This is a genomic window from Nocardioides pyridinolyticus (genome assembly GCF_054653575.1).
This window is the reverse complement of the sequence record NZ_BAAIFY010000023.1, coordinates 1-26,541: the sequence shown is the minus strand read 5'-3', so window position 1 is coordinate 26,541 and position 26,541 is coordinate 1. Positions and strand designations below refer to the sequence as shown.

Genomic DNA, 26,541 nt, shown 5'->3' with positions numbered 1-26,541 from the left:
ACCTCATGAAGCAGCAGCTCACACGGACGCTCACGCGGGTGCGCACCACGTTCGCGGCGTTCACGATCGGGCAGAAGGTCGTGGCGGTCGTCGGCACCGCCGCGGTGCTGGTCGCGGCGGTCATGGTCTTCCGCTGGATCGCGACGCCCAACTACGCGCCGCTCTACAGCAACCTCGCCGCCGAGGACGCCTCCGCGATTGTCGACGAGCTCAACTCGCAGGGCGTGCCCTACAAGCTCGCCAACAACGGCGCGACCGTGATGGTGCCGCGCAACCAGGTGTACGACACCCGCATCTCCCTCAGCGGTCAGGGCCTGCCGAACTCGTCCTCCGACGGCGGCTACGGGCTGCTCGACGACCAGAGCCTCAACACCTCCGAGTTCCAGGAGCAGACCGACTTCAAGCGGGCGATGGAGGGCGAGCTCTCCAACACCATCGAGGCCATCGACGGCGTCAACACCGCGGTCGTCCACCTCGCGCTGCCGCCCAAGGAGGTCTTCGCCCGGGAGCAGGAGCCGCCGACGGCGTCCGTGCTGCTCGACACCGCGCCCGGCGCGACGTTCGCCGCCGAGCAGGTGCAGGCGGTCGTCCACCTCGTCGCCTCCAGCATCGACGGACTCGACCCCGACCGGGTCACCGTGGCCGACGCGCAGGGCCGCGTGCTCTCCAGCAGCGACGGCGGCGCGCTCGGCGCCAGCACCCGCGACCAGCAGGTGTCCGACTTCGAGCAGAAGAAGGCCGGCCAGATCCAGGCCATGCTCGACCGCGTGCTCGGCCCCGGCAACGCCACCGTGCAGGTGACGGCCGACCTGGACTTCGACCGGGCGGTCACCGAGTCGACGACCTACGCGACCGATCCGGACGCCGTCCCGCTCTCGGAGTCCGAGACCAGCGAGGAGTACACCGGCGGCGCCAGCGGCGCCGCCGGCGACCTCGGCGTGGTCGGCCCCGACGGCCAGATGGACGGCGGTGGAACCACCGCCGGATCGGACTCCCGCTACGTCAAGGAGTCCTCCACCCGGGACAACCCGGCCAACGTCGTCACCGAGCGCCGCGAGAACGCGCCGGGCGCCGTGGAGAAGCTGAGCATCGGTGTCGTCATCGACTCAGCCTCGCTCCAGGGCCGCAGCACCACCGACATCGCCGACCTGATCGCCGCCGGCAACGGCGTCGACCGCAGACGCGGCGACATCGTCGAGGTGACCGACACGCTCTTCGACCGGTCTGCCGACGAGGCGGCCGCCGCGGAGCTGGCCGCCGCCGCGAAGGCCGAGAAGGACGACCGGATGTGGCAGCTGATCCGCTACGGGGCCATCGGCCTCGCCGTCCTCGCGGTGCTCGTGCTCGCCTGGGTCCGTGGCAACCGCCGGTCCAAGCAGCGCGACGAGGCCGCGAGCTACATCGTCGAGCAGCTCAAGAGCGACGCCGCCGAGCGGGCCGCGCTGGCCGCCGCGGCCACCCAGGCCACCGCGGTCGAGCAGTCGGTGGCGCTGGCCGCCCTCGAGCGCGCCGACGCCGCCAACCGGACCGACCTGCGTGAGGAGCTCGCGTCGATGGTCGAGAAGCAGCCCGAGGACGTCGCGGCCCTGCTGCGAGGTTGGCTGGTGGAACGCAAGTGAGGTCCGCAGTCGCCAACCTCGGCCTGCGCAAGGCCGCCATCGCGCTGATCCAGCTCGGCAACGAGCACGCCGCCACGATCCTGAGCCGCATGTCGGACGCTGAGGTCGAGGCCATCTCCGCCGAGATCGCCCGCCTCGACGACATCGACGCCGCCGAGAGCGAGGCCGTGCTCGCCGAGCTCACCGAGCTCGCCCAGGCTCGCTCCAACATCAACCAGGGTGGCCTGGCCTATGCGCACAACCTCCTCGTGCAGTCCCTCGGCGAGGAGCGGGCATCGGAGATCATGGAGCGGCTCCAGGCTGCGGCCATCCAGCTGCCGTTCCAGTTCCTCCACCAGGCGGACCCGCTCCAGCTGCGCACGTTCATCGCCGACGAGCACCCGCAGGTGATCGCGCTGGTGCTCGCGCACATGACCCCCGACAAGGCGTCGATCGTGCTCTCCGGCCTGGCGCCCTCGCTGCAGGCGGAGGTCGCGCACCGCATCGCGGTCATGGACCGGACCACGCCCGAGATCATCTCGGCCGTCGAGACCAGCCTCGAGCGCAAGCTCTCCTCGGTGCTCCAGCCGGCCGAGATGTCGCGGGTCGGCGGCGTGGACCCGCTCGTCGAGATCATCAACCGCTCCGACCGGCTCACCGAGCGCCAGATCGTCGAGGGGCTGGAGTCGCTGGACGCCGAGCTCGCCGACGAGGTCCGCAGCCGGATGTTCATGTTCGAGGACATCGTCGAGCTCGAGGATCGGTCCGTGCAGCTGGTGCTGCGCCAGGTCGACAGCGCCGAGCTCGCGCTCGCGGTCAAGGGCGTCGCCCCCGACGTGCACGACAAGATCACGTCGAACATGTCCGAGCGCGCCGCGGCCACGCTGCTCGAGGAGGTCGAGCTGCTCGGCGCCGTCCGCCTCGCCCAGGTCGAGGAGGCGCGCCAGTCGATCATCCGCACGATCCGCCTGCTCGAGGAGGAGGGCCAGATCATGGTCCGGCGCGGAGGTGACGATGAGCTCGTCGCCTGACACGGGCGCCCGCCCCTGGCGGCACGCCGACCGCCCCGAGCTGCGCTCCGGCGTGTGGACCCGCCTCGGCCACCCGAGCGTGCTCGGTGACGACGTCACCGAGCAGGCGCTGGGCAAGCTCGCCGCTCGCACCCGCGAGGCCGCCAGCGCCCAGGGGTACGCCGTCGGCTGGGCCGAGGGCCGCAAGGAGGCTCGCGCCCGGGCGGAGGAGGCGGCTCGCGCCGCCGAGCGCGCCGCCGTGGAGCACGAGGCACGGCGGGACGCCGAGGTCCAGCAGGCCGTCGCTGCGCTCCTGGCCGCCGCGGCCGACCTGCGCGGCGCCGTCGCCGAGGCATGCGACCGGGTGGCAGCGCAGGCCACCTGCCTGGCCTTCGAGGTGACCCGCGAGCTCGTGCACCACCAGCTCTCGGTCGACACCGATCCGGGCGCCGGCGTGGTCCGCCGCGTGCTCGCCAGCCTGCCCGGCACCGACCACGCCACCGTCCGACTGCACCCGGCCACCGCCGAGTCCGCGGCCGTCCGTGCGCTCGCCGAGCAGGGCGTCGACGTACGCCCCGACGCCACGCTGGCCCCCGAGGACGCCGTCGTCGAGCTCGACGGCTCCGCGATCGACCTGCGGATCGAGTCCGCGATCGAACGGCTGAGGCAGGCGCTGCGATGAGCGTCCTGACGACCGACCACCGCGACGCGGCCCTGGCCGCGGTCCGGCCGCTGCACCTGGGCCGGGTGTCCGGGCTGCTCGGCATCCGGGTCACCGTCACCGGCCTCTCGGCGGCGGTCGGCGACCTGCTCGAGATCCTCGGTCCCGACGGCATCGTGCCGGTCGAGGTCGTGGCCAGCGCCCCGGGCCTCCTCACCTGCCTCCCGCTGGGCGACACCACCGGTCTGCGCGCCGGCGACCACGTGCGCGCCACCGGGTCCGGCCTCCGCATCGGCGTCGGCGACGCGCTGCGCGGCCGCGTGCTCGACGGACTCGGCCGCCCGATCGACGGCGGCCCCGGCCTGACCGACCTCCCCCAGGTCCCGGTCGACCACCCCACTCCCCACGCGCTCGAGCGCCCGCGGATCGACCGCCAGCTCGGCCTGGGCGTCCGTGCGCTCGACGCACTGACGCCCTGCGGTCGCGGTCAGCGCATCGGCTTCATGGCCGGCTCCGGGGTCGGCAAGTCCAGCCTGCTCTCGATGATCGCCCGCGGCACCGAGGCCGAGATCTCGGTCATCGCGCTGATCGGTGAGCGCGGTCGCGAGGTGCGCGAGTTCCTCGAGAGCGACCTCGGCCCCGAGGGCCTGAAGCGCTCGGTCGTGGTGGTCGCCACGTCCGACCAGCCGTCGGTCGTCCGCCTGCGCGCGGCGTTCGTCGCCACCCGCATCGCGGAGTCGTTCCGCGACGCGGGCCGGCACGTGGTGCTGATGATGGACAGCCTCACCCGCGTGGCGCTCGCCCAGCGCGAGATCGGCCTGTCCGCCGGCGAGCCTCCCGCGACCCGCGGCTTCCCGCCGAGCGTGTTCGCCCTGCTCCCCAAGCTCCTCGAGCGCGCCGGCACCTCCCCCGAGGGCAGCATCACCGGCCTCTACACCGTCCTCGTCGAGGGTGACGACATGCAGGATCCGGTCGGGGACTCGGCCCGCTCCATCCTCGACGGCCACGTCGTGCTCTCCCGCGACCTCGCGACCGCCGGCCACTTCCCCAGCATCGACGTGCTCGAGTCGGTCTCGCGCGTCGCCAACGCCGTCACCAGCCCGGTCAACCGGGCCGACGCGACCCGGCTGCGCCGGCTGCTCGCGGCGTACCGCTCGGTCAAGGAGCTCGTCGAGATCGGCGCCTACGTCGCCGGCAGCGACGCCGACGCGGACGACGCGCTGGCGCTGATGCCGCAGATCGAGGCGTTCCTCCAGCAGGGCATGGGCGACAGCAGCGAGGTCGCTGCGACCTGGGCCGCCCTGCACCAGCTGGTCGGAGGTGCCGCATGAGCAGCGAGCTGCGGCTGGGCGGCGTTGTGCGGGTCCGCCGTATCCGCGAACGGGACAGCCGCACCGGCCTCAGCCAGGCGATCGACGAGGAGCAGCGCGCCGCCGACCGCGTGGCCCGCATCACGCAACAGCTGGCGGGGCTGGGCGACGCCGCCGCCACCGACATCGCCGCGTTCACGGCCCGCCAACACACGGTCACCGCGCTCAGCGAGGCGCTCACCCAGGCCCGCGACGCGCTGGCCGCCGCCCACCGCATCACCGCCGCCGCCCGCGACCGGTGGCACCTCCACAGCAGCCGCCTGGCCGCCGTCGAGTCGCTGGTCGAGCGGCGCGAGTCCGCCCGCCGCCTGGCGCAGCGCCGCCGCGAGGACCGCGAGCTCGACGAGATCGCCCAGGACCTCTGGCGGCGCACGGTGCACGCGGAGGAGGTGGTCCGGTGAGCGTCTCCGACGTCACCGTCCGGATCGCCCAGATCCAGGCCCAGCTCTCGCTGCTCGCCCCCGCGCCGACCAACGCGGCCACGGCCTCGGCGTTCGCCGGTGCCCTGCGCGACGCCACCGGCACGAGCTCGCCCAGTGTCGGCAACGCCGCGGGCGAGGCGGTTGTCGCCAAGGCCGAGCAGTACCTCGGCGTGCCCTACGTGTGGGGCGGCACCGACCCCGAGAAGGGGCTGGACTGCTCCGGGCTCGTGCAGCGCGCGTACGCCGACCTCGGCTACGACCTGCCGCGCCTCTCGTACGAGCAGGCCAAGGCCGGCCGTCCCGTCACGGGCGGCCTCGACAACGCCCAGCCCGGCGACATCCTGGCCTTCGGCTCCCCGGTCCACCACGTCGGCATCTACGTCGGCAACGGGCAGATGATCGAGGCGCCGCGACCGGGCCTCGACGTGCGCATCGGACCGGTGTACGACACGCCCACCGCGATCCGCCGGATCGTGCCCGACGCCGTCCCCGGCGCCGTGTCCCCGGTGCCGGGCACGGCCGGGCGCACCGTCGCGAGCGGTACGCCGTACGCGAGTCTCTTCGAGGAGGCCGGGCTCGCCCACGGCGTCAGTCCGGCGCTGCTCGCCGCCGTCGCGCGGCAGGAGTCCGGCTTCGACCCGCAGGCCGTGAGCCCGGCCGGCGCCCAGGGCCTCATGCAGCTGATGCCCGGCACCGCCGCCGGTCTCGGCGTGACCGACCCGTTCGACCCGACCCAGGCCGTCGACGGCGCGGCGCGCCTGCTGCGCACCCTGCTGGACCGGTTCGGGGGCACCGAGCTCGCCCTGGCGGCGTACAACGCCGGCCCGGGCGCGGTGCTGCGCTACGGCGGCATCCCGCCGTACCCCGAGACCCAGAACTACGTCCGTTCCGTCCTCTCCCAGGTGGTCGCCGCGTGAGCACCGTCCCAGCCGCCCTCCCGGGCACGATCCCGCTCCCGGGCGCCCAGGCGCTCCCGGGCACCACGCCGAACCCGCACGACCCGTCGGCCGATCCGTTCCTCGCGCTCCTCACCCAGCTGGTCGGCCCGGCCGCCGGCGCAGCCTCGACCGTTCCCGGTCAGGCCGCGCCGGGCCCACACGACGCCGAGGGCCGGGCCCAGGAGGACACGACGCCCACGTCGGAGGACGCGCCCGTCGAGACCGGCGCGCTCCCGGCCGTCGCCCTGACGGCGCCTCCCGTGCTGCCGGTGTCGGCGCTCGCCGTCCCGGCGCCGACGGTCGCGCCGACCGCAGCCGACGAGGCGACCGCCCCGGCCAGCCTCGCCAGCCGGCACGGCCAGCCCGGCCCTGCGGCCGCGGCCGAGCCGGTCGCGCCGGCGAGCACGAACGCCGCGGCCGCACCGGAGACGGCAGCGCTCCCGCCGGCGCCCGCAGCCCCGGCTCCGGCCGGGTCCGCGCCGGTGGCGGTGGCTCCTGCCTCCGTCGCCGCAGTCACCGCGGTCGCCGCCCCGGCCGCCACCTCCGAGGGACCGGCACCGGTGGCGCAGCAGGTGTTCCCCGAGGTCGTCCGCGCTGCGGGCACCGGCGTGACCCCGAACCGGGTCGTCGTCCGGCTCCAGCCCGAGCACCTCGGGGAGGTCCGCGTCGTGCTCCGCACGGACCGGTCGGGGGCGCTCGAGGTCAGCCTGGCCGGCGGACCCGAGGCTCGCGCCGCGATCCGCGAGGGAGCGCCCGAGTTGCTCCGGATGCTCGAGGTCGCGGGCAGCCATGACGCCAAGGTCGTGGTGCGCCACCTCGCCGAGGCGGCTGCCGCCGGGCCGGTCTCCTCGACGGCCGGCGGCCCCGCGACGACGACTCGCACGGACGTCCCGACGCCCACCGGCGACCTGCTCACGGACGCCGGCAGCACAGGCGGCACCGCCGCCGGTGCGTCCCACGGCGAGGAGCGCCGTGGCCAGAACCCGCAGGATGCACGCCCCGGAGCCATGGACGGCATTCCCGACCCGACCGTCGAGACCACCCGGCCGGCCGCGCGCCGCGCCGGTGGGCTCGACGTCATGATGTGAGGAGGTCCCCGTGTCGATTCCCGCGACCGAGAGCGTGACCGGCAGCACCGGCTTCTACCAGCCCTCGACCCAGGCCCCGGGCACCAGCGAGGACAAGCAGATGTTCCTCGAGCTGCTCGTGGCCCAGCTGCGCTACCAGGACCCGATGAAGCCGGCCGACTCCGGCGAGTTCCTCGCCCAATCGGCCCAGTTCACCGCCCTGGAGAAGATGCAGGACGTCGCCGACCGGACCGCGGCGCTGCTCGCGGCGCAGGTGTCGTTCGGCGCGACCGGCCTGGTCGGTCGCTATGTGAGCTACCTGGACGAGAACGGCGACAGCCACACCGGCCAGGTCGGGTCGGTGAGCTACAACGTCGCCGGCCCGACCCTCGACGTCGGCGGCGAGCAGGTCGCGCTCGGCCAGGTCCAGACCGTGTCCGCCACCCCGATCCAGACCCCCGCCGACCCCGGCGCCGGCTCAGACGCCGGTACCGACTCCACCACCCCCTGACCGAAAGGCGGCGCCCCCATGCTCCGTTCCCTCTTCGCCGGCATCAGCGGCCTGCGCGTGAACCAGACGATGCTCGACGTCACCGGCAACAACATCGCCAACGCCAACACCATCGGCTACAAGGCGAGCACGACCGTCTTCAAGGACACGCTGAGCCAGATGCTCACGGCGGGCGCCGGAGCCAACGCCAACACCGGCGGCACCAACCCGATCCAGGTCGGCCTCGGCGTGCAGATCGCCGCGACCGGCACGACCTTCGGCCAGGGCTCCGCGCAGACCACGGGCCGCATGACCGACCTGATGATCCAGGGCGACGGCTTCTTCGTGGTCCAGTCCGGCGGCCAGCAGCTCTACACTCGCGCCGGTGCGTTCACGTTCGACAACCAGGGCGTTCTGGTCACCCCCGACGGCGCTCGGGTGCAGGGCTACGAGCTCGATGCCACCGGCGCCCCGGTGGGGACGCCACCCACCCTGACCAACATCACGCTCAACCGCGACGACATCGCCCACATCCCCGACACGTTCGGCACCCCGGCGCAGCCGAACGAGCTGACGACGTACGAGATCGGCAGCGACGGCACCGTCACCGGCACGTTCTCCGACGGTAAGCGCTACCCGATGTTCCGGGTCGCCGTCGCCGACTTCAACAACCCGATGGGCCTGATCAAGGTCGGCAACACGTCCTTCAGCGAGTCGGCCAACTCCGGCGCTCCGGAGATCGGCGTCTCCGGCGAGGGCCGCCGCGGCGAGCTCGTGTCCGGCACGGTGGAGATGTCCAACGTCGACCTGGCCGCGGAGTTCACCAACCTGATCCTCGCCCAGCGTGGCTTCCAGGCCAGCTCGCGGGTGATCACCACCTCCGACCAGGTGCTCGAGGACCTGGTCAACATCAAGCGCTGACGGTCCGCACGACCTCGCAGGAGCCGCTGTCCGTCCAGGACAGCGGCTCCTGCGCGTCCAGGCCGGGGCGTGACCGCGGACCACCGCCGGCATCGGGCGAGCGAATACTTGACGCCAAGTGCTCAGGTGACGCCCGTCGGCGCCGATGGATCCCTCCGAGAGGCCATGGAAGGCGGCTCGCAACGCACAAGGACGGTGCACGCATGATCACACTCACGCGACTCTCGGGATCGGTGTTCGCCCTGAACTCCGACCTGATCGAGCGCGTCGACGCGACCCCCGACACGGTGGTGACGCTGGTCGACGGCAAGAAGTACGTCGTCACGGAGTCCCTCGACGACGTCGTCGACTCCGTCCGCCGTCACCGCGGCGAGGTGCTCGCCATGAGCACCTACCTGGAGTCCGAGGCCTGGGGCGGGTCGGCAGCCAGCTCGCCGCCGCGCCTCGGCACCGTCAGCGAGCACCCGGCGAGCCGAGGTCGGGTCGCCCGGACGGAGTCCTGAGGTGGATCCCGCAACCCTGATCGGCGTCCTCCTGGCGCTGGCCGTCGTCGTCGTCGCCAACATGATGGAGGGCGGCGACCCCACGGCCCTGATCCTCCTCCCGCCGATGCTGCTCGTCTTCGGCGTGACCCTGCTGATCTCGATGGCCGGCGGCACGATGGCCGACACCAAGGGCGCCTTCCGCGGCCTCAAGCGCGCGTTCACCGCGCCGGTCAGCACGCCGGCCGACCTCATCCCCGAGATCGTCGCGCTCGCCGAGAAGGCACGCCGCGACGGCCTGCTCGCGCTCGAGGACGCGCTCGCGTCCGTCGACGACCCCTTCCTGGCGCGCGCCCTGGCCCTGGCCATCGACGGCACCGACCCCGAGGAGCTCCGCGAGATCCTCGACGCCGAGATCGACGCCCAGGCCAACCACGACAAGCAGGCCGCGAAGTTCTGGGCCGCCGCCGGCGGCTACGCGCCCACGATCGGCATCGTCGGCACGGTCATGGGCCTCGTGCACGTCCTCGAGTCGCTGGCCAACCCCGAGGAGCTCGGCCACCTCATCGCCGCCGCCTTCGTCGCGACCCTGTGGGGCGTGCTCTCCGCGAACCTGATCTTCCTGCCGGTCGCCGCCCGGCTCAAGCGCCTCGGCGAGCTCGAGGTCAGCCGGATGGAGCTCATCGTCGAGGGCGTCGTCGCCGTCCAGGCCGGCTCCAACCCGCGCATCGTCGCCCAGCGCCTGTCCTCCCGTCTGCCCGCCGAACAGCGGACCGAGGCGGCCTGACCGATGTCCACACGCACGAGCCGTCATGAGCTTCACGACGACGAGGAGCACCAGAACCGCGAGCGCTGGCTCGTGACCTACGCCGACATGCTCACCCTGCTCATGGTGCTGTTCATCGTGATGTTCGCGATGAGCCAGGTCGACGAGCAGAAGTTCAACGCCCTGCGCGCGGGTCTCGCCGACGGCTTCGGCAACAGCAGCGCCTTCATGCGGGGCTCGGACTCGCTGCTCGAGGACCAGCCCGACGCCCCGAAGCTGGGCGTGATCAGTGCCGACGTCTTCGACTCCGAGCCGGTCGACACCGCGGTCGGTCGTGCCGCCGAGACCGCGCGCCGCGAGGTGAGCCGGCTCCAGAAGATCCAGGCCGAGGTCGAGCGGATGCTCCGCGAGCAGGGCCTCAGCCGGGACGTCAAGATGTCCATCGACGAACGTGGGCTGGTGATCAGCCTGGTCTCGCGGCACGTCGTCTTCGAGAACGACGTCGCGGACCTGAGCCCGCGCGGCCAGAAGGTCGTCGACGCGCTCGCGCCGGTGCTCCGGCGGCTCCCGGACGACCTCCGGGTCGACGGGCACACCAACCAGGTCCAGGTCCGCCCCCTGTACTACGCCACCGACTGGGATCTCTCGGCTGCGCGCGCGGTCACCGTGCTGCGCCGGCTCGACGAGGTCGGCCGGGTGCCCGAGACCCGGCTCTCGGTGGCGGCCTTCGGTCACGAGCGCCCGCTCGTCGACCCCGACAAGCCCGGTTCGCAGCAGGTGAACAAGCGCGTCGACATCGTGGTGCTCTCCCCGATCGCCGAGGAGTCACGCGCGCTGCTGGACGACTTCGCCCGGGCCGGAGAGGAGCCGCAGTCATGATCACCGTCACCGAGATCCCGAAGGACGCCACGGCCTCGCGGGGGAAGGGGGGGCCCGGCCGCGGCACGAAGGCCCTGGCGCTGCTGGCCGCCGGGGTCGTGGTCGCGACGGCAGCCTGGTTCCTCCTGCTCGACGGCAGCCCCGAGGAGCCGAAGCCGGGCGAGATGCTCGCGCTGGAGTCCACTCAGATCAACCTGGCGGACGGTCACTACCTGAAGATCGGCCTCGCCCTCCAGCTCACCGAGAGCGCCCACGAGGTCGACGGCAGCAAGGCCCTCGACGCCGCGATCGAGCTGTTCAGCGGCCGAGACGTCGACGAGCTGGCCCGGACCGAGACCCGCCAGGCGCTCAAGAGGAGGCTCACCACCGAGCTCGAGCACCGGTACCACGGCGACGTGATGGAGGTGTACTTCACCGAGTTCGTGACCCAGTAGGGGAATTGCCTCAGGTCGGCCGCCGGGAGGCCGATCTGCTCGTCGTGCTCATCTCGGCGGGCCCTGCGCACCCCGACGCGTCATTGGACGGTCGGGGACCTCGGCGCGCCGGCGAGGCGGTGCCCTATGACTTCCGCCGGCCGATCCAGCTCTCCCGGGAGCACTCGCGGATGCTCCAGCTCGCCTTCGACGGGTTCGCCCGTCAGGCGACCACGGTCTTCACCTCCGCGCTGCGCACCGTCTGCGCCGTCCACCTGGTGTCCGTCGAGCAGCGCACCTACGCCGAGTACGTCGACTCGCTGAACTCCATGACGTACCTGACGATCTTCTCGGCCGAGCCGATCCACGCCAGCGGCGTGCTGGAGATCCCGCTCGCCGCGGTGATGACGTCCATGGACCACATGCTCGGCGGCTCGGGACCGACCCAGCAGCCGGAGCGTCCCCTCAGCGAGATCGAGTCGTCGGTCGCGGGCAGCCTGATCGGGCGGCTGCTCGGCGAGATGCGCTACTCGATGGCCGGTGTGCTGCCACTCCAGCCGGCCGTCACCGGGGTGGAGTACAGCCCGCAGTTCGCCCAGGTCGCCAGCGCCGGCGACGTCATGGTGGTCGCGGTCCTGGAGCTGCGCATCAACGAGCGCAGCTACCCGATCACGGTCTGCCTGCCGTTCGGCGGCCTGCTCCCCCACCTGGTCCGCGCCTCGGAGCCGGTGCCGGTGTCCGACGTCGAGCGGGCCCAGCAGACCCGGGCCGGCGAGCAGCTGCTCGCCGGCTTCCAGCGCGTGCCCGTCCCCGTCTCCGTGCGGATCCGGCCGACCACGCTCGGCCCGGACGACCTCGCCCGGCTCCAGATCGGTGACGTGATCCGCCTCGACCACCCCGCGGCCGCGCCACTCGAGGTGGTCGTGGACGGCACCACGTTCGCGCACGCCACCGCCGGGACCCGTGGCCCCCGCCTCGCCGCCCTCATCGTGGGCACCCCCAAGGAGAACAACGCATGAGCAGCAGCACTCCCTTCGACGAGCAGCAGCGGACGGCGCAGGCCGCCGCGAACGCCGCGGCGTCGGTCCTCCCGGCCGGCGAGCCGCTCCACGCCGGCGCTCCCGTGTCCGGCACCGACGCCGTGCTCGAGGGGTTCGCCGGCGCGGTCGTCGCCGACCTCGAGGCGCCCATCAGGGGCCGCATCGCGGTCCTCGTCGGTCCGGACCTGGTCGGCGCGCTCGCCGCGAGCCCGCTCGGCGGCCTCGACCTCGCCGCCGCGCTCCAGCCGACGGTCGACGCCGCCGCCGGCGCGCTCGGCGCCGCCGCGGGCGCCGCCCGGCAGGTCGGGCTCGAGCTCGTCCTGGGCGACCTGGGCAGCCCGTTCACCGCCGTACCCCTGGTCGGCGGGACGCCGGTCGCGACCCTGCTGCTCCCGGACGACGTGGTCGCCGCGACCGTCACCGCCCCCGCGGGATCCCAGCCGCACCCGGTCGCGGAGGTGACCCCCGCCGTGGCCGCCGCGCCCTCGCGCGGCGGGGACCTCCCGCGCGGCATCGAGCTGTTGCACGGCGTGGACATGGAGGTCACGGTCGAGATCGGCCGGACCCGGATGACCGTGCGGGAGCTGCTGGACCTCGCCCCGGGCGCGGTCCTCGAGCTCGACCGCGCCGCGGGCAGCCCGGCCGACCTGCTGGTCAACGGCCGGCTGATCGCGCGCGGCGAGGTCGTGGTGATCGACGAGGACTTCGGACTGCGCATCACCGAGATCGCCGTCGACGCGGCGGCGGGCTGACGATGCTCGAGCTCACCGTGCGGCTGGTGTTCTCGCTGGCCGTCGTCCTCGGCCTGCTGCTGCTGATCGCCCGGATCAGCGCGCGGCGGTTCCGTGGTCAGCACGACTCCCTGGTGCAGGTGATCCACCGGCAGCCGCTGAGCCGCAACAACGCCGTGTGCGTCGTGGCCGTCGGTACGCGCATCCTGGTGCTCGGCACGACCGAGCACCAGGTTCGCGTGCTCGCCGAGCTCGACCCCGACGAGGTCGAGGGGGTCGAGGAGGTCGAGGAGCCGGGCGCGATCGCGTCGCTCGCCGTCACTCCCCCGCGGCCGCTGACCGGCGGCGCCCACCGGGCCGGTGCCCGGGTCGCGACCCTGCCCGAGGACGGTGGCGCGCTGTCCGGCTCGATCCTGTCTCCCTCGACCTGGAAGCAGGCCCTCGCGGCGGCCACGAAGCAGGCGTCGTGATCCGCCGCACCCTCCTCGTCTGCCTCGGGGTGGTGCTGACGCTCGTCGCGCTCCCCACGGCGGCGTACGCCGACGAGCTCGGCCCGGCCGGCCCGACGGGTCCCGCGGGCCCGGGCCGGGGCGGCTCGCAGGTCACCATCGACCTGAACGGCCTCACCGACACCCCGAGCGGCTCGGTGACGGTGCTGATCGGGCTCACGCTGATCTCGCTGCTGCCGGCGATCCTGCTCAGCTGCACGGCGTTCACGAAGATCTTCGTGGTGCTCGGGCTCACCCGCAACGCGCTCGGACTGCAGCAGACCCCGCCGAACCAGGTGCTCGCCGGGCTGGCGCTCTTCCTCAGCCTGTTCGTGATGGCGCCGGTGCTGTCGACGATCAACGAGGTGGCGCTCCAGCCCTACCTCGACGGGGAGAAGACCGCCTCCGTCGCGCTGAGCGAGGGCATGGAGCCGCTGCGCGAGTTCATGCTCGACAACACCGACGACGCCGAGCTCGAGCTGCTCACCAACGTCGCCGACCGCGAGATGCCCGCCAACCGCGAGGACGTGGCGACCTCGACGCTCATCCCGGCGTTCGTGCTGAGCGAGCTCAAGCAGGCCTTCATCATCGGCTTCATCATCTTCATCCCGTTCCTCGTCATCGACATCGTCGTGAGCGGGGCGCTGATGGCACTGGGCATGATGATGATGCCGCCGGTGATGGTGTCGCTGCCCTTCAAGCTGCTGCTGTTCGTGCTGGTCGACGGCTGGGCGCTCGTCGTGGAGTCGCTCATCGGGAGCTACGGCTGATGTCCGACACCGCCATCATCGAGATCGCGCTGCAGACCATGCTCGTGGCGCTCAAGCTCTCGGCACCCATCCTGGTCACCTCGCTGGTGATCGGGTTCGCCGTGTCGCTGTTCCAGTCGGTCACCCAGATCCAGGAGTTCACGCTCTCCTTCGTGCCGAAGGTCGTCGGCGTCGGGATCGCGCTGCTGCTCTGCGGCAACTGGATGATGCACACCCTGGTCTCCTTCACCGAGGACCTGTTCGACGCGCTCTCGGCGATGCTGGGGTAGCCGCTCATGACGCTGACCATCGCCGGTGAGCCGCTCGTCGCCTACCTGCTCGCCTCGGTCCGGATCGGGGCCTGGCTGGCCGTCGTACCGCCGTTCGCCGGTCGGTCGATGCCGACGATGGCCAAGGTCGTGCTCAGCCTCGGGCTGGCCTTCGCGGTCACGCCCAGCGCGGAGGCGATCCCCACGTCGACCCTCGGGCTGCTGCTCAACGTCGGCAGCCAGGCGCTGATCGGGCTCGCGATGGGCTTCGTGACCTACCTGCTGTTCGCCGCGGTCTCCGCGGCGGGCAGTCTGATCGACGTCTTCGGCGGCTTCTCGCTCGCCCAGGGCTTCGACCCGCTCGGCATGACCCAGACGACGATCTTCGGCAAGTTCCACCAGATGCTCGCGGTGGTGCTGCTCTTCGTGAGCGGCGGCCACCTGATGGTGATCGGCGGCCTGCTCCGCACCTTCGACTTCCTGCCGCTCGGGACGACCCCCGACTGGGCCGTCGCGCCCGAGGTGATGACCCGGGCGTTCCACCTGTTCTTCGTCACCGCGGTGCAGATCGCGCTGCCGATGATCGCGGTGCTGTTCCTGGCCGACGTCGGCCTCGCGGTGATGACCAAGGTCGCGCCGCAGCTCAACGCGCTCAACGTGATGTTCCCGGTGAAGATCGGCCTGACCCTGCTGCTGGTCGGGCTGTCCTTCCCGGTGCTGCCGCAGGCCATCGAGCGGCTCACCGACCTCGCGACGCAGGCGATGGCCACGCTCTCGGGAGCGGGGTGATCCCCCGATGAGCGAGGAGCGCACCGAGAAGCCCACCCCGAAGAAGCGGAAGGAGAACCGCAAGGAGGGACAGGTCCCGCGCACCCAGGAGATCGGCGCCTGGTCGGCGATGCTGCTGTTCGTCTCCTTCCTCCCGCTGCTGCTCCGCCGTGAGCTCGAGGCGCTCCGGGAGGTGATGGCACGCTGCTTCCTGGCCGGCGAGCACGCGAGCACCGGCCTGGCGCTCCAGCTGCTCGGCGAGGGGCTCTGGCACGCGATGGTCGCCATCGTGGTGGTGGGTGCGGCGATCATGGTCGTCGGCGTCGCCGGCGCGCTCGCCCAGGGCGGCTTCTACCTCGCCACCAAGTCGGTGCAGCCCAAGCTCTCCAAGCTCAACCCGATCCCCGGCTTCAAGCGGATCTTCGGCGTCCAGGCCCTCTGGGAGGGCGTGAAGATGCTGCTGCGCTCCGCCGTGGTCGCGCTGCTGGTGTGGCTGGCGGTCGAGAACCTGATGCCGCTGATCGGCGGGCTGATGCCGATGGGGATCATCCTCGACGCCTTCGCCGACGGGGCGCTCACGATGCTCCGGAACGTCGCCGTCGCCGGCCTCGTGCTGGCCGGCGCCGACTACCTCGTCCAGCGGCTGCGCGTCGGCAAGAAGGCGCGGATGACCAAGGAGGAGGTCAAGCAGGAGCACAAGAACTCCGAGGGCGACCCGCTCGTGAAGAGCGCGATCCGCTCCCGCCAGCTGGCCGCCGCGCGCAACCGGATGATGGCCGACATCGCCGACGCCGACGTCGTGCTCGTGAACCCCACCCACGTCGCCGTCGCGCTGCGCTACGAGCCCGAGCGCGGCGCTCCCCGCGTGGTGGCCCGGGGCGCCGGCGTGATCGCCGCCGCTATCCGCGCCCGGGCCGAGGAGCACCGCATCGAGATCGTCCGCGACGTCCCGCTGGCACGCGCGATCTACACCTCCACCGAGGTCGGCATGGAGATCCCGGCCGAGCTGTTCGCCGCGGTCGCCCAGGTGCTCGCGTTCGTGATCAACCGCCGCAGCGCCGGCCAGCACGGCGGGGCGCACCGCAGCCCCCGCACCGAGGCCGACCTGCCCGCCGTACCCGCCGCCGGCAGGCGCCGCCGTGTCGCCGCCCCCGCTTCAGGCCTGCTCGCGGCCGGCCGATAGGAGAACCGTGCCCTTCAAGAGGCTGATGCAGCTCGCCGTACCCGTCGGGATCGTCGGGATCGTCGTCATGCTCGTGGTGCCGCTGCCCGCGGTGGTGCTCGACCTGCTCATCGCGCTCAACATCACCACGGCCCTGCTCGTGCTGATGGTCGCGATGTTCGTGCACCGCCCACTGGAGTTCGCGGCGTTCCCGGCCGTGATCCTGGTGCTCACGCTCTTCCGGCTCGCGCTCAACGTCAGCGCGACCCGCCTGGTCCTGCTCGACGGGTACGCCGGCAAGGTGATCGACACGTTCGGCCACTTCGTCATCGGCGGGTCGCTCATCGTCGGCCTGATCGTCTTCTCCATCCTGCTCGTCATCCAGTTCGTCGTCATCACCAACGGTGCGGGCCGCGTCGCCGAGGTCGGGGCGCGGTTCACCCTCGACGCGATGCCCGGAAAGCAGATGGCGATCGACGCCGACCTCAACTCCGGCCTGATCACCGAGGACGAGGCGCGGCAGCGCCGGGCCGACGTGCACGCGGAGGCGGACTTCTACGGCGCGATGGACGGCGCCTCGAAGTTCGTGAAGGGCGACGCGATCGCGGCGGTCATCATCACGCTGGTCAACCTCATCGGCGGCTTCGCCGTGGGCGTGGCGCAGCACGGCATGCCGGTCGGCGAGGCGATCACGACGTACAGCCTCCTGTCCGTCGGCGACGGCCTGGTCTCCCAGATCCCGGCGCTGCTGCTGTCGGTCGCGACCGGCCTGATCGTGACCCGGTCCGTCGGCAACGAGGACATGGGCTCGGACATCCTGCGGCAAGTCAGCGGCTACCGGACGCCGCTGCGGGTCGCCGGCTTCGCGGCGCTCGCGCTCTGCGTGATCCCGGGCATGCCGAAGATCCCGTTCATTCTGGCCGGCGGTGCGATGCTGCTCGCGTCGACGCGGGTGACGCCACCGGACCCGGCCGCCGATGAGCAGGTGGGCGCCACGGTCGCCGCCCCGGCCGAGACGCCGGAGCTGCTCGCCGCTGAGATCCAGGTCGACCCACTCGGCCTCGAGCTCTCCGCCGACCTGATCGACCTGGTCGACGCCAGCAACGGCGCGGACCTGCTCGAACGCGTGAAGTCGCTGCGCCGCAAGCTCGCCATCGACCTCGGCATCGTCGCACCGCCGGTGCGCACGCGCGACAACCTCCTGCTGCCGAGCCGGACCTACGCGATCATGCTGTTCGGCATCGAGGTCGCCCGCGGCGAGGCACCCCCGGGCACGGTGCTCGCGATCGGCGAGTTCCTCGGGTCGCTCCCGGGCGAGCCGACCCAGGAGCCGGTGTTCGGGCTCGGGGCGAAGTGGATCCCGGCCGAGCTGCGCAGCCAGGCCGAGCTCTCCGGCGCCACCGTCGTCGACCGCGCGTCGGTCATCACCACCCACCTCGCCGAGGTCGTCACCCGGCACGCCGCCCGGCTGCTGGGCCGCGAGGACGTGCGGATGCTCGTCGACGTCGTCAAGCGCACGCACCCCGTGGTCATCGAGGAGCTCACGCCCGCCGCGCTCAGCCTCGGCGAGGTGCAGCGCGTGCTCCAGGAGCTGCTCGAGGAGGGCGTCTCCATCCGCGACCTGGTCCGGATCTTCGAGGCGCTCTCGCTGCGCGCGGCCCGCACCAAGGAGCTGGACCCGCTCGTCGAGTCGGCCCGGCTCGCGCTGGGGCCGGCCATCGCGGCGCCGTACCTCGCCGACAAGGTGCTGCACGTCCTCACCTTCGACCCCCAGCTCGAGCAGCGGATCCTGGAGTCCCTCCGCCCCTCCGAGCAGGGCCACTCCATCGCGCTCGACCCCGACTCCAGCCAGGCGCTGCTCACGAACCTGGCCCAGCTGGCCGCCGAGGTCGAGAACCGCAACCTGCGTCCGGTGCTCGTGTGCGCGCCTCAGCTGCGCGCCGCCGTGCACCGGCTGGTCCACCCGATCGTCCCGCGCCTCGCGGTGCTGTCCTACCAGGAGCTCGTCGGAGCGGAGCAGATCCGCTCCGAGGGCACGGTCGGCACCGAGCAGCGCCTGTCCTCCGTAGGAGCGTGAGATGAGTCCCCTGTCCCTGCCCGTGGTCGTCGGCACGTTCGTCGTCGGCTCCCCCGCCCTCTACGCCGCGCTGGGCGCCGGCACCCTCTCCGTCGACGTCGCCCTGGTGCGCGTCCTCCTCTGCGCCATCGGCGTCTGGGCGGTCTGCTCGCTCGTCGCGTCACTCGCCTCGAAGGCGGTCGCGACGAGCACGGCCGAGGTGGCCGAGCTGCCCGGGGAGGCAACGCGGTCCGAGACGGCCTGAGCGGGGCTCGTGGTCCGGTGCGTGCCCGCCGCTGATTCATCACGGTAGGCAGGTCAGTTCGCACTCCCCGTGCTGGGTACGCCGCGGGGAGTGCCGGCTCACCCGCCTACCGTGATGAATCGGCAGCGGCAACCCAGCCCCCACACATGCAGCGACCCGCAGACGTGGACTCCTGACGGAGCCCGCTCCGGTGGACGTGATGACCGGATCGTCTGCGGGTCGGGTGACTGCTTGGGATTCACCAGCAGCCTTCCCGGAGTGACTCCACCCCGGGCGATGCCGGTGGGCTGCTAGCGGGCAGCCACCTCACGCGTCCTGAAAGAACTCATTCTTCGGACCACCTCCTTTCCCGTGTGCGGTAACCGTAGGTCGGGCGCCGACGGCGTTCAAGGCAATTACGTCCGGCAACTCGGCATCACCCAGCGCTCGTTCCAGGGTGGTACTCGAGGAGGATCCCGGCCAGGACGTCGAGTTCTACGCTGAGGACATGAAGCGCCCCGACCGGCTTGACGCCGCGGTCGTCGCCGGCGCGGTGGTGGCGGCCGGGCTCGCGGCCGTCGGCCTCGGCGCCGGGACGGCTGAGTGGGTCTTCTTCGCGGCGCTGCTCACCGGGTTCATGTTGGCGATCCGGTCGCTCGTCGACGCGTGGCAGGCCCAGGGTCGGCAGAGGCGCCGGGCCGAGGTGGCCCGGTCCATTGCCCCGGAGGATGCTGCGGCCGAGGCCGTGCGCCGGGAACGGGCACGGATGGCAGCGGACACCGCCGCCTCCCTGCGCGAACACCTGTCGACCGTCCATCGACTGGCGTCCACCTGCCTGGTCAGCCCCGAGATCGAGCAGGTGCGCCTGATCCACGCCCGGTCCCAGCAGGCGTCCAGCGAGCTGCGTCGGCACCTCGGACTGCTCCGTGACCCCGATCCGTTGGTGACACCGACCCGCCAGGACGCTCGCGACCTGGAACGTCCGCGAGCGAGCGGGCCTCCCGCGAGGCCGCGGTTCGCCGACCTGGTGGTCGGCACGGCCGCGGCGCTCGTCGCGTTGACCGAGTCCCTGGTGGCCCGGTCCACCGAGTACTCCGATCGCGGGTGGCTGACCGTGGCGTTGACGACCGCGGCCGCGTTCACGGTCTCCTGGCATCGAGCGGCGCCAGCCGGCGCGAGCCTCGTGGCTGCGGGGCTCTTCCTGACGGGTGCGGTGCTCGGAGAGGGAGTGTTGCCGGGGCTGTGGCTGCTCGGATCTCTCGGGCTGATCCTCTGGGGCACGCTGGCTCGACGAGGCCGAGGGTGGTCGGATGCCGGCGCCGGCTTGACCCTCGTCGGCGTGGCTGCCTGCGCGACGATGTTGACCGATCCGGACAACGGCCGGATGACGTGCGCCGTCCTCGCCGTGTTGGTGGTGGTGGCCGGAGCCACGGGGCTGGCTCGCCAGGTCGCGGCCCGTCATGCGCACGATGCCGGCGAGCACGAGGCGACCATCGAGCACGCCAGCGGCCTCGCGGTACACGCCGAACGCACCGCGTTCGCACGTGAGCTCCACGACGTGGTGTCGCACGCCGTCGGGCTGATCGCGATGCAGGCAGCGGCCGCCGAGGTCTCCTGGACCACGAACCGGCCCGGGGCCCTGGAGGCGGTGGCCACGATCAAGAGCACCGCTGCGGCGACCCTGGCCGACCTGGACCGACTCGATCCGGATGCCCGTCACTGCGTCAGGTCTCTCGGCGACCTCGAGGCACTGCTCCAGCGGGTCGCGGCTGCCGGTACGCCCGTGGAGGCGACCGGGCTGGGCCTGCTCCCGGAAGCACACCTCGCAGTCGCGTACCGGCTGGTGCAGGAGTCGCTCACCAACGTGCTGTGCCACGCCCCCGGCGCACGAGCACACGTGGAGGTCCGCCAAGACCCCGGGGCGACGCTGGTCATCGTCAGTGACGACGGTCCGGGTGGGCCGGCGTCCTCGGACCGCGGTTTCGGGCTGGTCGGACTGCGCGAGCGGGTGGGCTACGCCGGCGGAACGCTGACGGTCGGTCCAGGGCCGCGCGGGTTCCGAGTCGAGGCGGCGCTGCCGCATGCCCCGGATCCGGCCCGGCCGGACGGAACAGGCGTGGCGACGTGACGGTCCGCGTGGTCGTGGTGGACGACAACCGGCTGTTGCGGGCAGGGCTGGTGACCGTGCTGAACAGCGATCCCGAGATCGACGTGGTCGCCGAGGCCGACGACGGGCCCACCGGCGTGGCCGCGACCCTCGAGCTGGCGCCGGACGTGGTCCTCATGGATGTCGAGATGCCAGGTGGCGACGGGATCACCGCGACTCGCCGCATCGTCGCCTCCGCCGCACCGGCGCGGATCCTCGTGCTGACCATGTTCGACACCGACGAGTACGTCCTCGGGGCCCTCCGGGCCGGCGCCTCCGGGTTCCTCATCAAGACGACCGAGCCGTCCGGCCTGATCCGCGCCGTACACGCCTGCGCGGCCGGGCAGTCGACGATCGGGCCGACCGTGATGGAGCGGCTGGTGGCCAGCCTGACGCCGGCGCCCGTCACCGTCCCCGGTATCACCGACCTGACTGAGCGAGAGCTCGAGGTCTTGCGGGTGATGGCCACCGGCTGCTCCAACCTGGAGATCGCTGAGCGTCTCTACCTGGCGGAGACCACGGTCAAGACCCACGTCGGAAGGATCTTCGACAAGCTCCAGGTCCGGGACCGGGTGCAAGCCGTCGTGCTCGCCCATCGCGCCGGCCTCACCGACTGACCCGACGTCACCTGCCGCCGGACGTCCTCCTCGAGGAGGATGCCGAATGGAACTCCTGGGGCCATCAGGGCTGCCTCGCGGCCGATCACGCCGCGTCATCTTCCGGCGGAGGCTGAGAGCGCCCACCCATCCGCGCTCGACCCTCGCCAGGAGACACGACCATGAAGAAGCACCACGTCATCGCCCTCGGACTCGCGAGCACCATGGCGGCGCTCATCGCCGTCGACACCCTCGTGCGCGCGGCCACGGGCCACGCCAGCCTCATCACTGACGACGCCCGCGGCAGCGCCGCGGCGGGTATCGGCATGTCCGTCCTGCTGGGGCTGACACTCGCGGCATGTGCCACCGTCCTGCAGCGGGAGAGCGCGGCGTTCGCCGGGACGCGCACCGTGGTGCGCGCTGCACGGAGAGCCGCCATCGCGGGCCTGGCCGTCAGCGCCGTCGGCCAGATCGTCGTCCACCCGGTGGAGGTGGCGGTCGGCGTGGACGCCGAGGGCCCGTGGGCCGCGGCGACCGGAGTCGTCGCACTGCTTGCGCTCCTGGTCGTCTTCCTCAGCGCCCTGGTCCTCGGAGTCGCCTCGACCCGCCACAACCACCTCGGCGTCGGCGGACGGGTGCTGAGCCTGCTCCTCCCGGCCATCGCACTCACCGCCGTGCTGGTCGCGGTGACCCCGGCTCTCGCGTCCCCGGTGCTGTGCACTGCCGTGGTCCTGCTCGGCTGCGCCACCGTCGGCCTGCGCGCCACGACATCCCCCACGCGCATCGCGTCCGACGCGCACGCCTCAGCGTGACGCCAGCCAGAGCCCGCCGTGAGGCGAGGCCGGTCACGGCGCCAGGCGCACGGTCTCCCACCCGTCCGCCGTGCGCCGGTAGACGAGGCGGTCGTGCATCCGCCCCGGCCGGCCCTGCCAGAACTCCACGGCGTTCGGCCGTACGACGTACCCGCCCCACCCCTCGGGGACCGGCACCTCGTCGGGGAAGCGCGCCTCGGCGGCCTCGAAGGCGCCGGCCAGCTCCTCGCGGGTGGTCACGCGGGACTGGGGAGACGCCCAGGCGCCGAGCTTCGAGCCGCGTGGCCGGGTCGCGAAGTACGCCTCGACGTCGGGCAGAGGGAGCGGGGTCGCGACGCCGTCGACCCGCACCTGCCGCTCGAGCGGGTGCCAGGGGAACAGCAGCGCGCAGCGCGGGTTGCCGGCCAGCTCGGTGCCCTTGCGAGACCCGGTGTTGGTGAAGAACACGAAGCCGGCATCGCCCAGCCCCTTGAGCAGCACCATCCGCGAGGACGGCGCGCCCTCGGCGCCGACCGTGGCGACCACCATCGCGTTCGGCTCGTGCAGGCCGGCGTCCTGGGCGTCGCGCATCCACCGCTTGAACATCTCGATCGGGTCGGGCGCGAGGTCGTCCTCGTCCAGCCCGGCCCGGCCGTACTCCGCCCGGAGGTCTGCCAGGTCCATGCAGCGAACCCTAGACTCCGGAACGTGACCGACGTTGACGTGCAGCACGGGCTGGAGGGCGTCGTCGCCTTCGCCACCGAGATCGCCGAGCCCGACAAGGAAGGATCCGCGCTGCGCTACCGCGGCGTGGACATCGAGGAGATCGTCGGGCGGGTTCCGTTCGAGAACGTGTGGGGACTGCTGATCGACGGGTCCTACACCCCCGGCCTCGCGCCCGCCGAGCCCTACAACCTGCCGGTCCACACCGGCGACGTCCGCGTGGACGTCCAGGCGGCGGTGGCGATGCTCGCGCCGGCATTCGGGTTCGGGCAGACCTACGACATCAGCGACGAGCAGGCGCGTGAGGACATCGGGCGGCTCGCCGTCATGGTCCTCTCGTACGCCGCACAGTCGGCGCGTGGCCTGCACGAGGCCGTCGTCCCGCAGAAGGTCGTGGACGAGGGTCGGACGCTCGCGGAGAAGTTCCTGATCCGCTGGAAGGGCGAGGCCGATCCCAAGCACGCCCACGCGATCGACGCCTACTGGTCGTCCGCGGCCGAGCACGGCATGAACGCCTCGACCTTCACCGCTCGGGTGATCACCTCGACCGGCGCGGACGTCGCGGCGGCGTTCTCCGGGGCGATCGGCTCGATGAGCGGTCCCCTGCACGGGGGCGCGCCGTCGCGGGTGCTCGGCATGATCGAGGAGGTCGAGCGCCGGGACGGCGACGCCGCGTCGTACGTCAAGGAGCTGCTCGACAACGGGGAGCGGCTGATGGGCTTCGGGCACCGGGTCTACCGGGCCGAGGACCCCCGCGCCCGGGTGCTGCGGCGTACGGCCCGCGAGCTGGACGCCCCGCGCTACGAGGTGGCCGAGGCGCTCGAGCAGGCCGCGCTGGCCGAGCTCCGCGAGCGCCGCCCCGACCGGGTGCTGGAGACCAACGTGGAGTTCTGGGCCGCGATCGTGCTCGACTTCGCCGAGGTGCCCGCGAACATGTTCACCTCGATGTTCACCTGCGCCCGCACCGGCGGCTGGTCGGCGCACATCCTGGAGCAGAAGCGCACCGGCCGCCTGATCCGGCCCTCCGCGATCTACACCGGCCCGTCCGCGCGGCCCGCCTCGAAGGTGGACGGCTGGCAGGCCTCGTGGGCCCGCTGAGCGGTCAGCTCCGCCGGGTGAACCAGCTCGTCGCCGCCCGCGCGCCGGCCTTGCTCAGCGACACGTGCACGTGGTCGCGGTGGCGCAGCGTGCGCGAGCACTTCTTGCGCGAGTGGCAGGACGAGGAGAGGTAGGGCTCGGGCCGGAACTCGTTCCACGCGGCGTACATGCGGTCGTTCCAGATCAGGTACATCACGCCCATCCGGCGCGCGACCGCGTCGGTGTTGCCGTGCCGGTCGGTCGCGAACAAGTGCTGCTTGAAGGCCTTGACCCGCTCGCGGTCCTTCGCCGAGCCGGCGTCCACGCCCCAGTCCAAGGCCCGGCCGGACTCGTGCTCCGACTCGGGCTTGCGCTGGCAGTCGCGACGCATGCCGGCGTTGCCACCGCCGTACTTCTTCAGGACCCAGCGGGCGAGCTGGACCGTGCCCGGGCGGCGCGGGCCTGACCGCGGAGCGGACCGTCGAGCTGGTCGAGGATGCGGGGCTGACGGCCACGCTGCGGCCGCTGCCCGACCCGGCGTACTGGGGCAGGCGGATCGACGACGAGCGCTACCACGTGCTCGGCAGGCGGCGGGCGTAGCAGCGCGAGGTCGGCGAGTCCCGGTAGTGCCCGAACCCGGGGATCGGCGTGTAGCCGCTGGACTCGTAGAGCGCGATCGCCTCGGGCTGGCGCATGCCGGTCTCGAGGACGACCACGTCCGCCCCGTGCTCGGCCGCGCTCTGCTCGAGGTGGGCGAGCATCCGGCGGGCCAGGCCGACGCCGCGGGCCCGCGGGGCGACGTACATGCGCTTGACCTCGGCCGTGCGGGCGCTGCCCAGCGCGACCACCGGCGAGCGGCGCCAGGCCCCCCTCGCGACGGGTACGCCGTCGCGGTAGCCGACGAAGAAGCTGCCGTCGGGCGGCTCGAACATCAGCGGGTCGAGCGGGGTCTCGTCGCGACCGCCGTACCGGACGACGTACTCCTGCTGGACCTCCTCGATCATCAGCACCGCGTCCGGGTGGCCGTAGCCGACCCGGCGGATCTCGAGCTCAGCCAACGGCGTGCCCGCACGCCTCGCAGAACCGCGCGGTCGCGGCGACCGGCCGGCCGCAGCTGGAGCAGGACCTGCCGCTCGGCGCCTGCTGCGGGGCCGTGCCCTGCTCGATCGTGACTCGCGCGTAGGCGCCGTTCCGAGTCAGGATCGCGGCGCGGGTGAAGGCGACGATGCCGAAGCCGACCACCATCGCGAAGCCACCGGCTGCGAAGAGGGCCAGCGAGCCGTTGCCCTGCTGGACCTCGTCCTCGGTGAAGTCAGCGAAGTCGGCGAACCCCATGACGAGGCAGACGATGCCGCCGAGCATCACGACCACCCCCACGGCGAGCAGGAGCTTCTGGACGGGCGTGGCCTTGTTCATGATCTGTCGTCCCCCGAGAGTGGTCGTGGTGGGCTGACAGAATAGGGAAGCGTGAGCGACGCCCTCCAGATCCCCCGCGACCTTCTGCCTGCCGACGGCCGGTTCGGTGCCGGACCGTCGAAGATCCAGACCTCGCACCTGGACGCGCTGGCCGCGACGGGGACGTCGCTGATGGGCACCTCCCACCGCCAGGCGCCGGTCCGCGACCTGGTCGGGCGGGTCCGGTCGGGGCTGTCCTCGCTGTTCTCGCTGCCCGACGGCTACGAGGTGGTCCTGGGCAACGGTGGCGCGACGGCGTTCTGGGACGTCGCGACGTACGGCCTGATCTCGCAGAAGTCGCAGCACCTGTCCTTCGGTGAGTTCTCCTCGAAGTTCGCCGCCGCCGCGACCGCCGCCCCCTGGCTCGACGCGCCCTCGGTGATCGCCTCCGAGCCCGGCTCGGCCCCGGTCGCCGTGGCCGAGGACGGGGTCGACGTCTACGCGTGGGCGCACAACGAGACCTCGACCGCCGTGATGGCACCGGTCGTCCGGCCCACCGGGGCGTCCTCCGACTCGCTCGTCCTCATCGACGCCACCTCCGGCGCGGGCGGTCTCCCCGTCGACGTCGCCGAGACCGACGTGTACTACTTCGCCCCCCAGAAGTGCTTCGCCTCCGACGGCGGCCTCTGGATCGCGCTCTTCTCCCCCGCCGCGCTGTCACGCGCGGCCTCCCTCGCCGCGTCCGACCGCCACATCCCGGCGTTCTTCGACCTGCCGACCGCGATCGACAACTCGCTGAAGAACCAGACCTACAACACTCCCGCCGTCGCCACGCTCTTCCTGATGGCCGAGCAGCTGGACTGGATGAACTCCTCGGGCGGACTGGCCGGGATGGTCGCCCGGACGACGGAGTCCTCGGACATCCTCTACACCTGGGCCGAGAAGTCGCCGTACGCCTTCCCCTACGTCAGCGACCCGGCCCACCGCTCCCTCGTCATCGGCACGATCGACTTCGAGGACAGCATCGACGCGGCGCGGATCGCCGCGGTGCTGCGCGCCAACGGGATCGTCGACACCGAGCCCTACCGCAAGCTCGGCCGCAACCAGCTCCGCATCGCGATGTACCCCGCCGTCGACCCTGCCGACATCGAGTCCCTCACCGCCTGCATCGACTGGGTCGTCGAGCGCCTCTGACTCACGGTGGTTGAGGAAGGCGCTCCGGCGCCTGTCTCGAGACCACCGGTCCGCTGGCTTCGCAGATTTCCGGCTCATCCCAATCGAGGGTGTAA

Annotated in this window: 30 protein-coding genes and 1 pseudogene; 27 read left to right on the top strand and 4 right to left on the bottom strand. The window is 72.4% G+C overall.

Translation table 11 applies throughout. The annotated features are described in order from the left end of the window. Positions 1-5: 5 nt before the first annotated feature. The 25 genes from fliF (at position 6) to ACYQ0U_RS17515 (ending at position 22,078) form a co-directional block, all read left to right on the top strand. Positions 6-1,619: a flagellar basal-body MS-ring/collar protein FliF gene (fliF, locus tag ACYQ0U_RS17635; protein WP_459975188.1), complete on the top strand. Its 1,614-nt coding sequence runs from the start codon at positions 6-8 to the stop codon at positions 1,617-1,619. Continuing rightward, a complete protein-coding gene (gene fliG, locus ACYQ0U_RS17630) occupies positions 1,616-2,629 on the top strand; it encodes a flagellar motor switch protein FliG (RefSeq protein WP_459975187.1) in 1,014 nt (337 codons plus the stop codon). The genes fliF and fliG overlap by 4 nt, the downstream gene beginning before the upstream one ends. Further along, positions 2,613-3,290 carry a FliH/SctL family protein gene (locus ACYQ0U_RS17625; RefSeq protein ID WP_459975186.1) on the top strand — a complete coding sequence of 226 codons (678 nt, stop codon included), beginning with the start codon at positions 2,613-2,615 and terminating at the stop codon, positions 3,288-3,290. Before fliG ends, ACYQ0U_RS17625 begins: the two co-directional genes overlap by 17 nt. After that, the gene (locus ACYQ0U_RS17620; RefSeq protein ID WP_459975185.1) at positions 3,287-4,600 is read left to right on the top strand and encodes a FliI/YscN family ATPase; all 1,314 of its coding nucleotides are present in this window, start codon (positions 3,287-3,289) and stop codon (positions 4,598-4,600) included. Before ACYQ0U_RS17625 ends, ACYQ0U_RS17620 begins: the two co-directional genes overlap by 4 nt. Then, positions 4,597-5,040: a flagellar export protein FliJ gene (gene fliJ / locus ACYQ0U_RS17615; RefSeq protein ID WP_459975184.1), complete on the top strand. Its 444-nt coding sequence runs from the start codon at positions 4,597-4,599 to the stop codon at positions 5,038-5,040. The genes ACYQ0U_RS17620 and fliJ overlap by 4 nt, the downstream gene beginning before the upstream one ends. Beyond that, the gene (locus ACYQ0U_RS17610; RefSeq protein ID WP_459975183.1) at positions 5,037-5,978 is read left to right on the top strand and encodes a transglycosylase SLT domain-containing protein; all 942 of its coding nucleotides are present in this window, start codon (positions 5,037-5,039) and stop codon (positions 5,976-5,978) included. The genes fliJ and ACYQ0U_RS17610 overlap by 4 nt, the downstream gene beginning before the upstream one ends. After that, positions 5,975-7,087, top strand: coding sequence for a flagellar hook-length control protein FliK (locus ACYQ0U_RS17605; protein ID WP_459975182.1), 1,113 nt, complete (start codon positions 5,975-5,977; stop codon positions 7,085-7,087). Before ACYQ0U_RS17610 ends, ACYQ0U_RS17605 begins: the two co-directional genes overlap by 4 nt. Positions 7,088-7,097: 10 nt before the next feature. Beyond that, positions 7,098-7,577, top strand: coding sequence for a flagellar hook assembly protein FlgD (locus ACYQ0U_RS17600; protein WP_459975181.1), 480 nt, complete (start codon positions 7,098-7,100; stop codon positions 7,575-7,577). An 18-nt stretch (positions 7,578-7,595) separates the two neighbouring features. Further along, the gene (locus tag ACYQ0U_RS17595; RefSeq protein ID WP_459975180.1) at positions 7,596-8,477 is read left to right on the top strand and encodes a flagellar hook protein FlgE; all 882 of its coding nucleotides are present in this window, start codon (positions 7,596-7,598) and stop codon (positions 8,475-8,477) included. Between the two features lie 203 nt (positions 8,478-8,680). Beyond that, positions 8,681-8,980: a flagellar FlbD family protein gene (locus ACYQ0U_RS17590; RefSeq protein ID WP_459975179.1), complete on the top strand. Its 300-nt coding sequence runs from the start codon at positions 8,681-8,683 to the stop codon at positions 8,978-8,980. Between the two features lies 1 nt (position 8,981). Beyond that, positions 8,982-9,746, top strand: a complete 765-nt coding sequence (locus ACYQ0U_RS17585) for a flagellar motor protein (protein WP_459975178.1) — start codon at positions 8,982-8,984, stop codon at positions 9,744-9,746. 3 nt (positions 9,747-9,749) lie between these two features. Then, complete coding sequence (locus ACYQ0U_RS17580; RefSeq protein WP_459975177.1) at positions 9,750-10,604, top strand: OmpA/MotB family protein; 855 nt, start codon at positions 9,750-9,752, stop codon at positions 10,602-10,604. Then, positions 10,601-11,038 (top strand): flagellar basal body-associated FliL family protein, encoded by a 438-nt coding sequence (locus ACYQ0U_RS17575; RefSeq protein WP_459975176.1) that lies wholly within the window; start codon positions 10,601-10,603, stop codon positions 11,036-11,038. Before ACYQ0U_RS17580 ends, ACYQ0U_RS17575 begins: the two co-directional genes overlap by 4 nt. 5 nt (positions 11,039-11,043) lie before the next feature. Beyond that, a complete protein-coding gene (locus tag ACYQ0U_RS17570) occupies positions 11,044-12,036 on the top strand; it encodes a flagellar motor switch protein FliM (RefSeq protein WP_459975175.1) in 993 nt (330 codons plus the stop codon). Next, on the top strand, positions 12,033-12,809 hold the full coding sequence (gene fliN, locus ACYQ0U_RS17565; RefSeq protein ID WP_459975174.1) for a flagellar motor switch protein FliN: 777 nt from the start codon (positions 12,033-12,035) through the stop codon (positions 12,807-12,809). Before ACYQ0U_RS17570 ends, fliN begins: the two co-directional genes overlap by 4 nt. 2 nt (positions 12,810-12,811) lie before the next feature. Then, positions 12,812-13,258, top strand: a complete 447-nt coding sequence (locus tag ACYQ0U_RS17560) for a flagellar biosynthetic protein FliO (protein WP_459975173.1) — start codon at positions 12,812-12,814, stop codon at positions 13,256-13,258. Continuing rightward, a complete protein-coding gene (fliP, locus tag ACYQ0U_RS17555; RefSeq protein ID WP_459975172.1) occupies positions 13,255-14,046 on the top strand; it encodes a flagellar type III secretion system pore protein FliP in 792 nt (263 codons plus the stop codon). The genes ACYQ0U_RS17560 and fliP overlap by 4 nt, the downstream gene beginning before the upstream one ends. Then, positions 14,046-14,315 carry a flagellar biosynthesis protein FliQ gene (gene fliQ, locus ACYQ0U_RS17550; protein ID WP_459975171.1) on the top strand — a complete coding sequence of 90 codons (270 nt, stop codon included), beginning with the start codon at positions 14,046-14,048 and terminating at the stop codon, positions 14,313-14,315. Before fliP ends, fliQ begins: the two co-directional genes overlap by 1 nt. Before the next feature lie 6 nt (positions 14,316-14,321). Continuing rightward, positions 14,322-15,083 (top strand): flagellar biosynthetic protein FliR, encoded by a 762-nt coding sequence (locus tag ACYQ0U_RS17545; protein WP_459975170.1) that lies wholly within the window; start codon positions 14,322-14,324, stop codon positions 15,081-15,083. A 7-nt stretch (positions 15,084-15,090) separates the two neighbouring features. Next, complete coding sequence (locus ACYQ0U_RS17540; RefSeq protein ID WP_459975169.1) at positions 15,091-16,245, top strand: EscU/YscU/HrcU family type III secretion system export apparatus switch protein; 1,155 nt, start codon at positions 15,091-15,093, stop codon at positions 16,243-16,245. A gap of 7 nt (positions 16,246-16,252) precedes the next feature. Next, positions 16,253-18,301 carry a flagellar biosynthesis protein FlhA gene (gene flhA / locus ACYQ0U_RS17535; RefSeq protein WP_459975168.1) on the top strand — a complete coding sequence of 683 codons (2,049 nt, stop codon included), beginning with the start codon at positions 16,253-16,255 and terminating at the stop codon, positions 18,299-18,301. 1 nt (position 18,302) lies between these two features. Beyond that, complete coding sequence (locus tag ACYQ0U_RS17530) at positions 18,303-18,545, top strand: hypothetical protein (protein WP_459975167.1); 243 nt, start codon at positions 18,303-18,305, stop codon at positions 18,543-18,545. A 487-nt stretch (positions 18,546-19,032) separates the two neighbouring features. Then, the gene (locus ACYQ0U_RS17525; protein ID WP_459975166.1) at positions 19,033-20,652 is read left to right on the top strand and encodes a sensor histidine kinase; all 1,620 of its coding nucleotides are present in this window, start codon (positions 19,033-19,035) and stop codon (positions 20,650-20,652) included. Then, on the top strand, positions 20,649-21,287 hold the full coding sequence (locus ACYQ0U_RS17520; protein WP_459975165.1) for a response regulator: 639 nt from the start codon (positions 20,649-20,651) through the stop codon (positions 21,285-21,287). The genes ACYQ0U_RS17525 and ACYQ0U_RS17520 overlap by 4 nt, the downstream gene beginning before the upstream one ends. A gap of 161 nt (positions 21,288-21,448) precedes the next feature. Then, entirely contained in the window at positions 21,449-22,078 is a 630-nt protein-coding gene (locus tag ACYQ0U_RS17515) for a hypothetical protein (RefSeq protein ID WP_459975164.1), read from the top strand. Positions 22,079-22,111: 33 nt separating this feature from the next. Here the strand turns inward: ACYQ0U_RS17515 and pdxH are convergent, their stop codons facing one another. Then, positions 22,112-22,741 (bottom strand): pyridoxamine 5'-phosphate oxidase, encoded by a 630-nt coding sequence (pdxH, locus tag ACYQ0U_RS17510; protein WP_459975163.1) that lies wholly within the window; start codon positions 22,739-22,741, stop codon positions 22,112-22,114. Positions 22,742-22,765: 24 nt separating this feature from the next. Between pdxH and ACYQ0U_RS17505 the strand changes: the two genes are divergently transcribed. Then, positions 22,766-23,878 (top strand): citrate synthase 2, encoded by a 1,113-nt coding sequence (locus ACYQ0U_RS17505; protein WP_459975162.1) that lies wholly within the window; start codon positions 22,766-22,768, stop codon positions 23,876-23,878. A 4-nt stretch (positions 23,879-23,882) separates the two neighbouring features. On the opposite strand, the pseudogene ACYQ0U_RS17500 reads toward ACYQ0U_RS17505, so the two are convergent. From ACYQ0U_RS17500 to ACYQ0U_RS17490, 3 genes and pseudogenes are all read right to left on the bottom strand, one after another. Then, positions 23,883-24,299: pseudogene (locus tag ACYQ0U_RS17500) on the bottom strand (VldE C-terminal domain-containing protein); the annotation flags it as partial. A 127-nt stretch (positions 24,300-24,426) separates the two neighbouring features. Beyond that, on the bottom strand, positions 24,427-24,915 hold the full coding sequence (locus tag ACYQ0U_RS17495; protein WP_459975160.1) for a GNAT family N-acetyltransferase: 489 nt from the start codon (positions 24,913-24,915) through the stop codon (positions 24,427-24,429). Continuing rightward, positions 24,908-25,273, bottom strand: a complete 366-nt coding sequence (locus ACYQ0U_RS17490; RefSeq protein WP_459975159.1) for a zinc-ribbon domain-containing protein — start codon at positions 25,271-25,273, stop codon at positions 24,908-24,910. Before ACYQ0U_RS17490 ends, ACYQ0U_RS17495 begins: the two co-directional genes overlap by 8 nt. Before the next feature lie 51 nt (positions 25,274-25,324). Between ACYQ0U_RS17490 and serC the strand changes: the two genes are divergently transcribed. Further along, entirely contained in the window at positions 25,325-26,446 is a 1,122-nt protein-coding gene (gene serC / locus ACYQ0U_RS17485) for a phosphoserine transaminase (RefSeq protein ID WP_459975158.1), read from the top strand. Positions 26,447-26,541: the final 95 nt, after the last annotated feature.